We start from the raw sequence: 14,401 nt of genomic DNA, 5'->3' as shown, positions 1-14,401 counted from the left end.
GGGATTTCCGTCATCCCGGGGTTTTACTCTTCGCGTCTCCACAATGGTGTTTCACGTCTACACTCGGAAGGGTTTCGGGCACTGCAAGGGAGCGGCTGCACAAGGGGGTTGGTAATGGCCAATGCTTCACGCCAGGTCGTCTGGGAGTTCTTCGGCACCGAACTGAAGCGGCGCCGGGAGAACGCCGGATTGACGCAGGTGGAGCTGGGCGGGCGGGTCTTCGTCTCGGGCGGCTACATCGGTCAGTTCGAACAGGCGATCAGGAAGCCGCAGTTGGATGTGGCCCAGCGGATCGACGACGTCCTGCAAACCGACGGTATTTTCGAGCGGTTGTGCAGAAAGCTGATCGACGATCCACGGTACGCGGATTACTTCGCGCATGTGGTGGAGTTGGAGCGGCTGGCCACCGAGATCTACGAGTTCGCGCCCGCGCTGGTGCCGGGGCTGCTCCAGACCAGGGATTACGCCTGGGCGGTCACGGTGTCGATGAACCCGTTCGCGCCCGACGAGTACATCGAGGAGAAGGTCTCCGGCCGCCTGGACCGCGCCCGCATCCTCGCGGACGCGACCCGGCCGCGCTACTGGGTGGTCCTGCACGAGAACGCGCTGCGCATCCCGGTCGGCGGCCCGGCGGGCATGGCGGCACAGCTCGACTGCATCGCGCGGATGGCACGGGAGCGCGTGGTGAAGGTGCAGGTGCTGCCGTACGCGGCTGAGTCGTACGCCCTCATGAACGGCATGCTGGCGCTCATGGAGTTCGACGACGCGCCACCAACTGCCTATACAGAAGCCGTGTATTCGGGCAACCTGCTGGACGATCCGGCCGTGGTCAAGCGTGCCCGCTCGGCATACGATCAGATCAGGGCCGCCGCGTTGTCGCCTGAGGTGTCCCTGGCCCTGATCGAGTCGGCGGCGGAGGATTTCAGACAATGCGCGAGTACGACCTGACCAGCGCCCGCTGGTGCAAGAGCAGCTACAGCGACGGCAACGGCGGGAGCTGCGTCGAGGTCGCCCGCGACTTCCCCGGCGCCGCCCGCTGGCGTAAGAGCACCTACAGCAATGGGAGCGGCGGCAACTGCGTGGAAGTCGCGTACGACTTCCCGGGTGCCGCCCGCTGGCGCAAGAGCACCCACAGCAACGGCGAGGGCGGCAACTGCCTCGAAGTCGCCTACGACTTCCCCGGCGCCGCCCGCTGGCGCAAAAGCACCTACAGCGACGGCAACGGCGGGAGCTGCGTCGAGGTCGCCGACGGCTTCCCCGGGGTCGTCCCCGTCCGGGACAGCAAGGTCACGGACGGTCCCGTGCTGGTCGTGCGGGCCGGTGCCTGGGCGTGTTTCGTCGCGGGTGTGGCCGGGGCCGCGTAGGCGTCAGAGCAGCAGGTCCGCCGCCGTCCCCTCGATACGGGCCCGGTGGCGGTACTCGCTCGGGGTCATGCCGTAGACACCGCGGAAGGTGCGGCTGAAGACGGTGGGGCTGGTGAAGCCCCACCGGGCGCAGATGGTCTGCACGGACGTGTCCCGCAGCTCCGGGCGGGACAGATCGGCGCGGCAGCGTTCGAGGCGGCGCCGCCGGATGGACGCGGCGACGCCCTCCTGCCGGTCCTGGAAGAGGGCGTACAGGGTCCGCAGCGAGATGTGATGGTGCTCGGCGATCGCGCGCGGGGTGAGGTCGGGATGGCCGAGGTGGTTCTCGATGAAGGCGTCGACACGGCGGAACAGCGCCTCGGCGCGCGCCTCTTCGGACATCTCGCGGACCGCACCGGCCTGCTGGGCCAGGCAGGTGGCGGCCAGTTCCACGGCCATGCCGCCGAGGCCGCTCAGGTCCTCGGGGCGGCAGTCGGGGCCGTTGCCGGTGAGGGACGTCAGGAAGTCGGACAGGACACCGGGGAGCCCCCGGCCACCGGGGATACGGTGGGCGAGCAGCCGTTCCAGCCGCTCGGCGCGCAGCGGCATCGCGGCCTTGGGTATCTGGAGGACGAAGACCTCCACGGTGCCGCCGTCCGCGCCCGACCCCGACTCGTAGGGCCGTGAGGTGTCCCACAGGGCCATGTCCCCGGGCCGCAGCTCCGCCTCGGCGCCGTTCTGCGCGAACCACGCGGAGCCCCGGGTGACCAGCCCCAGCTGGTACTGCTCGGGGTCGCCGCGGCGGATCAGCGCCGGGGTCCGCCGGGAGCGCAGCGGTGAGTAGGTGAACCGGGACACCTGCGCGCCGCCGAGGTCCAGCAGCGCCCCTTCGGCGTAGAAGCCGGTGGTGTCGGGCGCGCTGAACGCCGAGGGCATCAGCGCGCTGGAGACGACATCACTGAACCAGGCGAACCGGTCGCCCGCCGGTACCGCCCCCGTGGAACCGCCCTGCCACATCGTCGAGATCCCCCTGTCCCCCGGCGCCCCGCGCCCTGCCCCACCCCGTCGCCGCGGTCGGCGGGCGGGGCCGAGGGGAAGTGTGCATGACGCCAAGCCGCTCACGCCAGAGGGGAATTGTGCTGTTCAGAGCCGTTGCGGGGCATTGCACGCATCGTCGAGGAAGACCGCACGGCGTGCACACAGGAACCGGTGTGCGGCTGCCTAGGCTCCGTCTGGTCCGGTTCCACCCGGACCCGCACGACCCGCAGCACGACCCACACAACCTGAACGGGGACAGTGATGAAGAGCAAGCGGCTGGCCAGACTCGTCGGCCTCGCGGTGGCGGTTCCCGCCCTGCTGATCACCACCGGCGTCAGCGCCCACGCGGACGGCCAGAACATCACCTGGCGCAACCGCGCCACCGGCAAGTGCCTGTACTGGAAGGACCACTCCAACCCGTGGGGCTATCTGCTCCAGGCCGTCAACCCGATCCTCGGCGTGTGCAGCCCGCAGGGCAGCATGTGGAACGACGAGTCCGGCAACCTCCAGGACCAGACCGGTGAGTACTGGGTGGAGTCACCGGCGGGCGGCCCCGCGGGCCGCGGCTGTCTGACGGCCTACTCCAACGGCGCGGCGTACCTGGAGCCCTGTTCCAGCCCGGCCAACTACTGGGAGCAGTGGAAGGAGGTCTGGGTCGGCAACGGCTTCAACCTCGTCAACCGCATGACCGGCCAGTGCCTCGACAGCAACGCCCAGGGCGCGGTCTACACGCTGAAGTGCAACGGGGGCCAGTACCAGGTCTGGTACTGAGTCCGGCCGCCTCGCGGGCCGCAGCCCCTGGGCAAGCGGCCCGCGACAGGCGATCATGGTCGGCATGTCGATCGCAGCGGCCGTCCTGGTCTGGCTCAACGCCTGTGTGCACCTTCTGATCATGGGTGTGGAGATGTTCCTGTGGACGGTGCCGAGGGTGCGGGGGTCCTTCGGCACCACCGCGGAGTTCGCCGAGCGGACGAAGACGCTCGCCGCCAACCAGGGCCTCTACAACGGGTTCCTGGCCGCCGGGCTGATCTGGGGCGCACTCGCCTCCGACCCGGTGGGCTTCCAGGCGCGGGTGTTCTTCCTGGCCTGTGTGGCGCTCGCGGGCCTGTACGGGGCCGCCACCTCCAGCCGGAAGATCCTCTTCGTCCAGACCGTCCCGGCCGCCGCCGGTCTCGCGCTGGTGCTCCTGGCGCACTGAACCCGTAGGGGTCCTGCGGGGGTAAACCCCCTGTACGGCATGCCAGTTGGCCGGATGGAGCGGGCCGGGGCGGTCCGCGAGGCTCCTTCCATGACCCAGCTGACCCAGCGCAAGCGCATCCGTGTCCGCACCGGCCGCACCGGCCGTATCATCCTCACTCGCCGCAACGCCGCACTCGTCGGCGCCACCGCCGTCCTGCTCGGCATCACCGCGCCCGTGACCGCGTCGGCCGCCGCCCGGCCGTCCCCGGCCCCCGCCCTCACCTGGACGAAGTGCGCGGGCGACGGCCTCGATCCGCGCCAGCGGTGCGCGACCCTCGACGTCCCGATGGACTACGCCGATCCGCGCGGCCCGCACCTCTCGGTCGCCGTCTCGCGCATCGCCAGCGAGAAGCCGTCCGCGCGGCACGGGGTGCTGCTGCTGATCCCGGGCGGCCCCGGCGGCTCCAGTCTGAACGACCCCTCGGGCAAGGGGCAGAAGCTGCCGCAGGCGGTCCGCGACCAGTACGACCTGGTCGGCTTCGCACCGCGCGGCCTCGCGCCGTCCACCGCCGTGGACTGCGGGCTCGACCACGCCGACCTGGCGACGTCCCGGCTGCGCCCGTGGCCGGCCGCCGACGGTTCGATCGACGGGAACCTGGCCGACGCCCGGCGCATGGCGGACGCCTGCGCGCGGAACGCCGGGCCGCTGCTCCAGCACCTGAGCACCGCGAACGAGGCCCGCGACCTCGACCGCCTGCGCGCCGCGCTCGGCGAGGACACGGTGTCCGCGTGGGGCGTGTCGTACGGGACGTACGTCGGCGCCGTCTACAACCAGCTCTTCCCGCGCCGCGTCGACCGCATGGTGCTGGACAGCAACGACAACCCGGACCCGGAGCAGGTCAACCGCGGCTGGCTGGGCGCGCACGAGCAGGGTGTGGAGGACACCTTCCCGGACTTCGCGGCCTGGGCGTCACGGCCCGGCAACCCGGACCGCCTGGCCGAACGGGCGTCCGACGTACGGCCGTTGTTCCTGGACCTGGCCGCCCGCCTGGACCGCGCCCCGATCCCGTGGCCCGGCGCGAACCCCGAGGAGCTGAACGGGAACGTGCTGCGCCAGACCCTGCTGGACAGCCTCTACGCGCCGAAGAACTACCCGGCCCTGGCGAAGCTGATCCGGGCCGCGCGGCAGGGCACCGTCCCGCCCGCGCCGCAGGCGCCCCCGGAGGAGGCGCTCCAGAACGTGGCGGCCGTGGGCGCCGGGACCCTCTGCAACGACGTGGCCTGGCCGCACTCGGCGGCGGCGTACCGGAAGGACGTGGCGGACAGCCGGGCCGCGTACCCGCTGACGGCGGGCATGCCCCGTAACGCGATGCTGTGCGCCGCCTGGCCCACCGCGCCCCGCGAGGCCCCCGTCCGCGTCACCGACCGCGGCCCGTCCCGCGTGCTGCTCGTCCAGAACCGGCGCGACGTCGCCACCCCGCTCGGCGGCGCCCTGAAACTCCGTGCGGCCCTCGGCCGACGTGCCGTCATGGTCACCGTGGACTCCATCGGCCACGACGCCTACCTGGCCAACGGCAATCCCTGCGGCGACCGGACCGTCTCGCGCTTCCTGGCGACGGGGCAGCGCCCGGCGGCCGACGTGTACTGCCGCTGAGCCGCGCGGGCCGCGCTCAGCTCGGCTCGACCGCGTCGACCATCCAGGTGCCGTCCTCCTCGTCGTCGACCCGGACCTCCAGTTCCCGCACGCTCATGCCCGCCTCCCACAGTTCGCGGAACCGCTTCATGCGGTCCTCGACGTGGTCGTGGCGGGCGATGAGGCGGGTGCGGACGTTGACGTCGCGCAGATCCTGGTCGATCTCGAAGGACGCCTCCTCGTCGTAGACGATGAAGTCGTCGGTGGTGCCGCGCTGGAGCAGCGGCGGCAGCTCGGGCAGGATCGAGACGCGCACCTCGATGTGCAGCAGCTCCTGTTCCTCGCACAGCCGTAACAGCGGGTCGCCGAGTTCGCGGGCGCTCTCCAGCAGGAACACGCGGCGCACGCTCACGCCCCGCTCCACCGCCTCCCGCTGCGCCTGGAGGTAGCGGCTGGCGGGCTCGCTGTTCCAGAACTCGCGGTCCACGGAGGTGCTGGTGGCGCAGATGGAGTGCTCGGCGGCCCGGGTGAGGGACAGCAACCAGTCGTGGTTCTCGCCGGGGCACTCGGCGCTCAGACTGGCCAGGTCCGCCATGTGCCCGACGACCCGGCCCATCTCCAGGCGGACGAACGTGTAGAGGAGCGGTGTGCCGGGGGCCAGCACCTCGGCGAAGCCCTTGGCCAGCTCGGGCACGCCGTCGACGCGGATCTGGGCGGGCGGGAGGTAGGGCCCGGCGGACCGGTCGGCCTCGGCGATCCGGCTCTCCACCAGCTGGCGCATGTCGGCGGAGTGCCGGGTCAGCCCGGTGTCCAGCCGGTCGTCGTGGCGGCGCAGACCGTCGCGTACGGCGTCGGCGGCCCCGCTCAGCAGGGTCTCGGTGTCCCGGGAGTGCGCGGCCAGTGCCCCGCCGTGCTCGTCGAGCCGCCGGTCCAGGCCGAGGACGTGCTGCACGAGGACCGCGGCGGTGGCGCACAGGACGGCGGCTCCGGCCTGCCGGGACAGCGCGGTGTGCGGGGCCAGTACCGCCGTGACGGACCAGGCGAGCGCGCCGGTGACCACACCGGCCGCGATCCGGCGCGCCCACCGGGACGGGCCGGGGCGGGCCGCCCGCGCCGGGTGGGGGGCGAGGACCGCTCGGAGCCGGTTCGCGGGGCCGGACGGCGCCGCCGCACCGGCCCCGGCGGCCGGGCCGTCCGGGGCGGCAGGGTCATCGGGTTGGGGTGTCTGTGCCGTGCTCATCTCGCTTCTCCCCCCGTTGGGATACGCGTCGGATCGGGATGCGGTGAGGTGCCGTGGGGGACCGGGCGGGCGTCCGGTCAGGGGACCGGCTCCACCTCCCGGTGCGGCGCGGGGATCGCGTGCAGGGCGAGCTGGTCGCGGATGCGCTGCACCTGTGCCCGCCACTGCCGGGTGAAGCCGGGCCGCTCCTCCAGGACGTCCCAGAGCGGGGCCAGTTCCGCCGCCACCCGGGCCCGCGGCATCCACAGGTGCAGCAGGTGGTCGACGGCGGGCCGCAGCACGGTGACGACACCGGGGCGGTCCCGCGCCGCCCCTCTCGCGCGGACCGGCTCCGCCGGGGCGCCCAGGGTGATGCCGTCCAGCAGCCGCACCAAGGTGGTCAGCAGCCAGTCGTGCAGGGCCAGGTCGTCGCAGAGCCCGGCGATGTCGGCGGCGGGCGTGCCCTCGGGCACCCGCAGCCGTACGGTGCGCAGCTCGTCCTCGGCGAGGGTGAACCGCTCGACGGCAGGCCGGGCCTCCCCCTCGGCGGGCAGGGCCGCCCAGCGCAGCCGGGTGGGCCGGGAGCGCAGGGGCGGGCGCTGGTCGAGCAGGGGGTCGCGCAGCAGCCGGGTGAGCAGCGCGTCGGCGATCAGGCCGACGTCGAGGTCGCCGGGGCGTCCGCCGTCGAGCACGCCCCGGGCGACCGCCTCGTGCGGTGCCTTCCCGAACGGCTCCAGCAGACCGGGCCGTACCAGGTACTGGCCCCAGGGGCGCCGCTGGTCGGGGCCGGTGGCGGCCAGCCGGAAGTACGCGGAGGTCTGGAGGACGCGGCCCTCGGTGAGCGCGGCCCGCGCGGCGACCGTACCGACCGCCCGGACGGCGCCGCCCGCGCTGGGCAGCGGGCAGTCGACGCCGGTGAGGGTCTCGGGAGAACGCGCGTAGAGGTTGGGGCGCTCGGAGAGCAGGACGCGTTCACCGGCGCGCAGTGCGAGGAGCCGGTCGGCGGCCCGGATGTCGAGGGCCTGTCCGGCGGGCAGCAGGCAGGTGCGGACCTCACCGCAGGCGAGCACGGTGGTCCCGGTCCCGGCCAGGGGCGTGTCCGCCATGTCAGGGCCCCGCGTAGAAGACGTAGGAGACCCGGTCGGCCACCGAGTCCGGGACGGTCACCCGCTCGCGGGCGGACCGCTCGGCCACCTGGTCGAGCGCCCCCCGGTCCACGTCGGTCTGGTCGAGGACCACCCGCACGGCGTGCTCGACGGGCAGGAACCGGCTGGGCAGCACCGAGCAGGTCCGGTAGGCGGCGAACGGGTCGGCGCGCTCGTTCAGGCGCAGCAGCGGCGGCAGGTCGTCCCAGTCGTCGGGGAAGCCCGCGCCGGACGGCCGGTGCGGGTCGAAGACGGGCGCGCCCTCGTGGCGCAGCAGTCCGAGGCGGCCGAGCTGCCAGACGGCGGCCAGGAACGGGCAGGACCAGGTGCGCCGCCCGTCGGCGTCGTCGCTCCACAGCTCGGCGTCGAGGAAGACGGAGTGGCGGCGGGCCGCGGTCTCCCGGGGCGGCTGCCAGGCGGCGGCGGTCTTCATCGCCTGCGGGGCGCGGGCGGCGGGGCTGCGCTCGCCGTTGGCGAGCCAGCCGGTCTGCGCGGCGGGCGGCCGGGCGCCGTGGCTGCCCGGCGGGGGCTCCTCCACCAGCCGGGCGGCCACGGTCTGGGCGACGGGCACCTCGCCGGTGACGGCGCAGCCGGACTCGCGGGCCAGGTAGTCGACGGCCAGCCCGGCCCGTCCGGCCTCGGCGAGCAGCAGCGGGACGAGTTCGGCGGGGCTGGAGAAGCGGGTGAAGTAGTCGTCGATGAGGAAGCAGGTGCTGATCCGGGGGCGGCGGCCGCCGGTGCGGGCCGCCGCGGCGGCGCGGGCCGCCTCCGCCCAGGGCCGCACCTGCTCGAAGTGGTCCCGCAGCCGCTTCGGACCGGCCTCGAAGTCCTCCATGTAGAGGTGGCCCAGTTCGAGCGACAGATGGGACAGCGGCACCGCCTGGGTGCGCGGCTCGGCCGCGGTCTCGCGGAACACGGCCTCCGTCACAGCTGCCCCCAGTACGTGTCGTCCGTCAGCCGCCGGGCCAGCTCCTCCAGCGCCTCCAGGGTCTCCTTGTTGGCGATCTGGGTGGAGAGCACGTCCTCCTCGGTGATGAGCTGTTCGCGCCACTGGAGGATCGGTTCCAGCGGGACGATGCCGACGACGACGCTGTCCCCGATGCGGTGCTCGGCGGCGAGCCTGCGCAGTGTCTCGTCGCAGGCCTGCATCCAGGCGGCCTGGGCGGACGAGCCGTGCGACCACAGCGGCGACTCCGGATCCGGTACGGCGGCCCGTACGAAGCGGATCGCGGCCCGCAGCGCCTGCTCGTCGTGGCCGCGCGCGACACCGCCCTTGATGATGCCGTGTTCCTTGTGGACCAGCCCGGAGGCGGCGATCACGTGCTGCCGGGTCCAGCGGTGGAAGACCAGCCAGCGGAAGGGGACGTTGCGCATCCTGGGGTGGGCGGTGGCCGCGAGGGCCAGGTCGACGGCGTAGCTGCGGCCCGCGCTGAGGTCGACGACGATCACGTCGAACTCGGTGTTCAGCCGCAGCAGCAGGTCGACGCACCGCTCCAGGGTCTCCTCGCCGGTGGCGAACTCGCCGCCGCCCGCGTCGCCGGGCAGCAGGACCAGCCGGCCGGACTGGTTGGGGCGGGCCCGCAGCAGCGGGTGCTCGGTCTGCCGCCAGACGTCGATCCTGGCGGGCTCGGCGGTCTCGCCCTCCAGGTAGGAGTGCAGGCCGCGCTCCTTGATGCCGCGCATGGCGCCCGGCACGTCGAAGACGGCGGCGGCGGTCGGCGAGCCGAAGTCGAAGTCCACGTAGGCCACGTGGTCGCCGCTGAGGGCGCGCTGGTAGGCCAGGTTGGCGCTGGTCACCGAGCGGCCGGTGCCTCCCTTGTCGGAGGCGGAGAAGACGAGCACGGCTCACACCTCCTGGGTGGCGGCGCCCCTGGCCTGGGCCAGGGTGTCGAGTTCCTGGAGGACGGGCAGGGCGAGCGCGAAGGCGGTGGCGGGCCGGTCGTCGAGCAGGCTGCGGGCGTGTTCGAGGCGGCTCTCGATGCTCCGCATGGTCCGGCCCCGGCCGCTGTCGGTGCCGGTGGCGGCCTCCAGCTGCTCCTGGCCGAACAGATGGGTGGCCTCGCTGAGCAGTTCGCGGGCGAGCTGGGCGAGTTCGGGGCTGCGGATGGGCTGCTGCTCGTACAGGTTGCGGGCGGCCACCAGGCACTCGACGATGCGCTCGGTGATGCTCCAGGACATGCGCGGGGGCGTCCCGCGCGCGTCCGGGTAGACGGTCCGTACGTCGTCCCAGAGGTCGATGCCCGCGCCGTCCTGGATCCGCCGGTTCCACAGGTGCTCGAAGGTCTGTTCGGCCAGCCGCAGCAGGCGGTCCTGCGCGTCGATGTTCCGGGACAGCTCGGCGAGCTGCACGATCCGTTTGAGGAGCTGGGCGGAGAAGTCGGTCATCCGCCACAGGAGCAGTCCGCCGGAGCGGTCGGAACCGGCGAGCGGCATGGTGACGCCGGGGTGGTGCAGGCCGATGGCGGGGTCGTTGCGGGTCATCCGGCTGGTGACCCGGCCGCGGTCGGCCAGGCGTTCCATGATGGCGACCGTGCGGGTCAGGTCGTCGTCGGTGGCCTTCCGGCGGACCAGGTCGTGGACGAGGATGGCGGCGACGGTCAGGGAGAAGTACTCGGACTCCAGCCGCAGGCCGGTGGTCTGCCAGGGCAGGTCCTCCAGGGGCCAGCGCTCGCTGCCGAAGCGGGCGACGGCGGACCAGTACTGCTGGCTCAGCTCCCAGCGCAGGCGCAGCGCCTCGGAGAGCTTCTGCTGGTCGGCGTCGAGCAGTCCGAGGGTGAGGGTGCGCTCGGAGAACAGGTCCTGGATGCCGTCGAGCGCGACCACGGTGAAGTACACGTAGGGCAGCCGGTCGGCGATGCCGTCGGGCTGGCCGGGGACCTGGACGTCCAGGTCGGTGACGCGCGGCGCGTCCCGCACCACTCCCCAGGCCCAGCCGCACTCGAAGAGCTGGCTCTCGTCGCGGATGCTCTCGTCGACCTGGATGCCGCGGGTGAGGCTCTCGATGATGGTGGCGCGCAGCGGCCGGAAGCGGCGGGAGAACTGCTGGAGGACGGCCCGGTCGGACTGGCGATTCTGCCCGATGACCCGGATCAGCCGCTTGCCCTGCTCGGACTCGGCGTCGAAGACGTTGACCGTGAAGGAGCGCAGCAGGCTGATCATCGCGGAGGTCAGCCGGGCGTTGGTGGCGTCGCGCAGTTCGTCGACGGCCCGGCGGACCTCGGGGCGGGTCGTGGTGGTCTCGTAGACCTTGAGGAAGCCGAGGGTGGCCAGGCAGAGCGTGACGGACATGGAGTAGGAGTCGACCACCCCCAGCTGCGCCTGGTCGTGGGTGAGTTCGCCGCCGGTCTCGGCCGGTTTGAAGTAGTGGCCGCCGGCGAAGGTGGGGCTGTCGTCGGCTCCGGTGTGGGTGCGCATGAACTGGGTCAGCGCGGTGATCAGGTTGAGCGGGATCTCCAGGCGGCTGCCGACCCGCTCCACGGCGCGCAGGACGTCCCGCTCGGTGGTGTCGGGCTGGTCGACGCGGAACGCGGGGACCTCGGTGGCGGGATACAGCAGGCACAGCAGGCGCTCGGCGTCCGCGACACTGCTCATCCCGTCGGTGTCGCCCGTGAGGAGCTTGCCGTCCTCGAACGAGTGCCGGGCCGTGGCCCGCCAGATGTCCAGCAGATGCTGCCGTGGCTTGATCTGCATCCCCGTACCCCTCGTACAGATCCCGTTGTCCTGTGCCGTCGCCCGTGCCGACGCCCCTCACGCCCAGACATGGTCCCCGTTCCTACGGAGCGGCAATCTCCTCTTTGCGCCGTCCCAGGGCGAGGATCATGCCCTCGTGTCCCGGCCGCACCACGTGGTGCAGATCGTGGAGCTCCAGCTCGGCGGTGAACGGCTCCAGGGCCTGCCTGGCCCGCTCCTCGTTGACCCGGTAGGCCGGATAACGGTGCTCGCCCACGCGGTAGCCGACCGACTCCTTCATGAACGCCACGGCGAACGGCGCCCCGTCCGCGAGCGCCTCCATGAAGCAGCGCACGCCCCGCTGGAACTCCTCGGGGCACTCGGACATCGAGTCGGCGACGAAGAACATCGTCCCGATGTCCCAGCGGCGCCGCCCGTCGAGGTCGAACAGGTTGGCCCGTTCCACCCGGACGATCTCGCCGACCCGGCTGTGCGGGTCGACGCCGCGGTAGGCGGGGGCCTCGGTGAGCACGTCCCAGAAGGCGTCCCACTCCGTGCCCAGGCCCCCGGGGGCGGTCTGCCGCTTGAGGTACTCGATGTTCGGCGGCGCGTACTCCAGCAGGAGGACCTTCTCGCACCACGGCAGCATGGACAGCGCGGGGTACAGGTTGGCGCCCGCGCCGACGTCGACGCCCCGCGCGAGGGCGGGCGCGGCCCCGGCGAAGCAGCGGCTGAAGTAGTCGCGCAGCAGGCGCACGATGTGGAGGTCGGCCTCCAGCGGCGTGCGGTAGTTGTTGTCGACGTACACCTCAGGATCGAACTTCGACCACGGGGCGTCAGCGTTGCGATCCATAGTCACCCTGCCGCGTTCCATTTCCCTGCCTGCCGATCCGTGTGCGCGAGCCCGCTGGACACCGGCAGCCCGAGGCGGCGGACCTCGTCCCCCGCACCGTAGACCCGCCCCGAACACGCCGGTCCCTCACCGCGGGACGCGTCCGGTGCACCCCGGCGCACGTCAGCACATCCGGGCGCACACCCCAACTGGCCCTTGCAGTACGGAACTTGGAGGCTCCACTGTGGCAGAACGAGCAGCCGGCCGCCACATCCGGGCCTCAGTCCTTCGGGTGAGCGCGCCTGCTTCCGCCGGATTGACATCCGCATGTCCCGACTGGGGGTGGCATGACCGCCGAACCGCTGGAGCATTTCCTCGACCGCCACGAGCAGCTCACCGCACCGTTCCCGGCCTCGCTGCCACTCGTCCTGCGCCGGGTGCACGAGTCCGACCTGCCCGAACTGCAACGGCTGGACGCGGAGGTCTTCCAAGAGGTCGCGTACCCCGGTTTTCTGCTGCGCCAGCTCTACGACATGTACGCGGAGCACTTCCTCGTCCTGGACGACGGGACGGGCCGGCTGCGCGGCTATGTGCTGGCGGGGACGACGGCGCTCGGCCGCGACAGCTGGATCCTCGGCCTGGGCGTGACCCACGACCGGCGCCGCAACGGGCTGGGCCGGGAGCTGATGACGGCGGTCCTGGACCGGCTGCGCCGCGCCGGGATCGAGCAGGTCCGGCTCACCGTCGAGCCCACCAACCGGGCCGCGATACTCCTCTACCGCTCGCTGGGCTTCGATCCCGAGGAACCCGACGGGGGCCTGCGCCCGGACTACTTCGGCCCCGGGATGCACCGGCGGATACTGCGCCTCGACCTCACCCGGGGCCGCTGAGCGGCCCGGCCGGGCGCGGCGCTCCCGTCCCACGCGTGACGGCGCGGCGACCATACGAGGCAGTTGCCGTCGACCGCCGCCGCTCCCGGGAGCCCGTATGACCTTCCCCGTGCCGCTGACCGGTGTCGTCCCGCCCGTGTGCACGCCGCTGACGCCGGAGGGCGAGGTGGACGTGGGGTCGCTGCTGCGGCTGGTCGACCATCTGGTGGCGGGCGGGGTGCACGGGCTGTTCGTGCTCGGGACGGCCTCGGAGGCGGCGTTCCTGACGGACCGGCAGCGCAGGCAGGTGGTGGAGGCGGTCGCCGGGCACGTGGGGGCGGGGCTGCCGGTGCTGGCGGGCGCGGTCGACATGACCACGGCGCGGGTGCTCGACCAGGTGGCCGCGGTCGCGGCGGCGGGCGCGCGGGCCGTGGTGGTGACCGCGCCCTTCTACGCGGCCGTCCGCCCGGCGGAGGTCGCCCGCCACTACCGCCGCGTCGCCGCCGCGAGCCCGGTCCCGGTGCTGGCCTACGACATCCCCGCCGCGGTGCGCACCAAGCTGCCCACCGCTCTCGTGCTGGAGCTGGCCGGGGAAGGGGTGCTGGCCGGGCTGAAGGACTCCAGCGGGGAGCTGGACGGCTTCCGGGAGGTCGCCGCCGGGGTGCGCGCGGATTCCCGTACGGCCGGGTTCAGCGTGCTGACCGGCTCCGAGCGGCTGGTCGACGTGGCGCTGGCGCTGGGCGCCGACGGCGCGGTGCCGGGGCTCGCCAATGTCGACCCGCACGGTTTCGTACGCCTCTACCGCCTCGCGCGCGCCGGTGACGCGCAGGGCGCACGGGCCGAGCAGGAGCGGCTGGGCGCGCTGTTCGCCCTCACCCGGACCGGCGGCCCGGGACCCGCGGCGCCCGGCGCGTTGAAGGCGGCCCTGCACCTGCGCGGAATCATCGACTGCCCGGCCACCGCAGGGCCACAGCTCCCGCTGACGGAACGGGAGGTGGCACACGTACGCGACCACCTCGCGGCGGCGGGGCTGCTGTAGGGCCCGGGTCGGCGGGGGGGCGGGGCGGACGGTGTTCGGGTCCTGGCAGGGGGGCCAGGGGCCGGGGCCGGTGGCTGGAGCCGCGTCCGGGCCCTGCCGGGGGCCCGTCGGGACGGCGTGCGGGTCCCGCCCGGGGCCGGTGGCCGGGACGGCATTCGGACTCCGCCGGGGCCCGGGGGCCGGGCCGGCATCCGGGACCTGCCGGTGCCGGTCAGGACGGCGCCCGAGTCCTGCCGAGGGCAGCGGCCGGGACAGCACCCGGACCCACCGGGGACCGGTTCGGAACAGCGCCCGGACCCTGCCGGAAGCCAACCGGGACAGCATCCGGACCCCCGGCAGGGGCCTCATGGCCGGGACGGCCTCCGGATCCTGGCGGGTGCCGCTCGGAACAGCGCCCGGGACCTGCCGGAGGCCGGTTCGGGGCGGCATCCGGAT

Annotated in this window: 14 protein-coding genes and 1 pseudogene; 8 read left to right on the top strand and 7 right to left on the bottom strand. The window is 73.2% G+C overall.

Annotation, left to right across the window (positions count from 1 at the left end):
• The first annotated feature begins 114 nt into the window (after positions 1-114).
• From ACWDYF_RS04135 to ACWDYF_RS04125, 3 genes and pseudogenes are all read left to right on the top strand, one after another.
• Positions 115-948, top strand: coding sequence for a helix-turn-helix domain-containing protein (locus ACWDYF_RS04135; protein WP_064533070.1), 834 nt, complete (start codon positions 115-117; stop codon positions 946-948).
• Positions 930-1,088, top strand: a pseudogene (locus tag ACWDYF_RS04130) (DUF397 domain-containing protein); the annotation flags it as partial. The gene ACWDYF_RS04135 and the pseudogene ACWDYF_RS04130, both read left to right, overlap by 19 nt.
• The gene (locus ACWDYF_RS04125; RefSeq protein ID WP_389467397.1) at positions 1,080-1,364 is read left to right on the top strand and encodes a DUF397 domain-containing protein; all 285 of its coding nucleotides are present in this window, start codon (positions 1,080-1,082) and stop codon (positions 1,362-1,364) included. The pseudogene ACWDYF_RS04130 and the gene ACWDYF_RS04125, both read left to right, overlap by 9 nt.
• 3 nt (positions 1,365-1,367) lie before the next feature.
• Here the strand turns inward: ACWDYF_RS04125 and ACWDYF_RS04120 are convergent, their stop codons facing one another.
• The gene (locus tag ACWDYF_RS04120) at positions 1,368-2,360 is read right to left on the bottom strand and encodes an AraC-like ligand-binding domain-containing protein (protein WP_381743259.1); all 993 of its coding nucleotides are present in this window, start codon (positions 2,358-2,360) and stop codon (positions 1,368-1,370) included.
• Between the two features lie 282 nt (positions 2,361-2,642).
• Here ACWDYF_RS04120 and ACWDYF_RS04115 point away from each other — a divergent pair, with 282 nt between their 5' ends.
• From ACWDYF_RS04115 to ACWDYF_RS04105, 3 genes are all read left to right on the top strand, one after another.
• A complete protein-coding gene (locus ACWDYF_RS04115; RefSeq protein ID WP_381743257.1) occupies positions 2,643-3,152 on the top strand; it encodes an RICIN domain-containing protein in 510 nt (169 codons plus the stop codon).
• Positions 3,153-3,216: 64 nt separating this feature from the next.
• Positions 3,217-3,579 (top strand): DUF1304 domain-containing protein, encoded by a 363-nt coding sequence (locus tag ACWDYF_RS04110; RefSeq protein WP_381743255.1) that lies wholly within the window; start codon positions 3,217-3,219, stop codon positions 3,577-3,579.
• 90 nt (positions 3,580-3,669) lie between these two features.
• Positions 3,670-5,214, top strand: a complete 1,545-nt coding sequence (locus ACWDYF_RS04105; RefSeq protein WP_389467255.1) for an alpha/beta hydrolase — start codon at positions 3,670-3,672, stop codon at positions 5,212-5,214.
• Positions 5,215-5,230: 16 nt separating this feature from the next.
• On the opposite strand, the gene ACWDYF_RS04100 is transcribed toward ACWDYF_RS04105, so the two are convergent.
• The 6 genes from ACWDYF_RS04100 to ACWDYF_RS04075 form a co-directional block, all read right to left on the bottom strand.
• A complete protein-coding gene (locus ACWDYF_RS04100; protein ID WP_389467258.1) occupies positions 5,231-6,433 on the bottom strand; it encodes a hypothetical protein in 1,203 nt (400 codons plus the stop codon).
• A gap of 77 nt (positions 6,434-6,510) precedes the next feature.
• A complete protein-coding gene (locus ACWDYF_RS04095; RefSeq protein ID WP_381743250.1) occupies positions 6,511-7,518 on the bottom strand; it encodes an SCO2521 family protein in 1,008 nt (335 codons plus the stop codon).
• Position 7,519: 1 nt separating this feature from the next.
• Positions 7,520-8,485 carry an SCO2522 family protein gene (locus tag ACWDYF_RS04090; RefSeq protein WP_381743248.1) on the bottom strand — a complete coding sequence of 322 codons (966 nt, stop codon included), beginning with the start codon at positions 8,483-8,485 and terminating at the stop codon, positions 7,520-7,522.
• Entirely contained in the window at positions 8,482-9,399 is a 918-nt protein-coding gene (locus tag ACWDYF_RS04085; protein WP_381743246.1) for an SCO2523 family variant P-loop protein, read from the bottom strand. Before ACWDYF_RS04085 ends, ACWDYF_RS04090 begins: the two co-directional genes overlap by 4 nt.
• Before the next feature lie 3 nt (positions 9,400-9,402).
• Positions 9,403-11,247: an SCO2524 family protein gene (locus ACWDYF_RS04080; protein ID WP_381743244.1), complete on the bottom strand. Its 1,845-nt coding sequence runs from the start codon at positions 11,245-11,247 to the stop codon at positions 9,403-9,405.
• Between the two features lie 82 nt (positions 11,248-11,329).
• Positions 11,330-12,079 carry an SCO2525 family SAM-dependent methyltransferase gene (locus ACWDYF_RS04075; protein ID WP_389467262.1) on the bottom strand — a complete coding sequence of 250 codons (750 nt, stop codon included), beginning with the start codon at positions 12,077-12,079 and terminating at the stop codon, positions 11,330-11,332.
• A gap of 326 nt (positions 12,080-12,405) precedes the next feature.
• Here ACWDYF_RS04075 and ACWDYF_RS04070 point away from each other — a divergent pair, with 326 nt between their 5' ends.
• Both ACWDYF_RS04070 and ACWDYF_RS04065 read left to right on the top strand, forming a co-directional pair.
• Positions 12,406-12,948, top strand: coding sequence for a GNAT family N-acetyltransferase (locus tag ACWDYF_RS04070; RefSeq protein WP_037893154.1), 543 nt, complete (start codon positions 12,406-12,408; stop codon positions 12,946-12,948).
• A 97-nt stretch (positions 12,949-13,045) separates the two neighbouring features.
• Positions 13,046-13,966, top strand: a complete 921-nt coding sequence (locus ACWDYF_RS04065; protein ID WP_389467265.1) for a dihydrodipicolinate synthase family protein — start codon at positions 13,046-13,048, stop codon at positions 13,964-13,966.
• Positions 13,967-14,401 lie beyond the last annotated feature (435 nt).

It is taken from the genome of Streptomyces sp. NPDC003284, from assembly GCF_053589675.1.
Note: the sequence above shows the minus strand (reverse complement) of the source record. Positions and strands in the feature narration are given on the sequence as shown.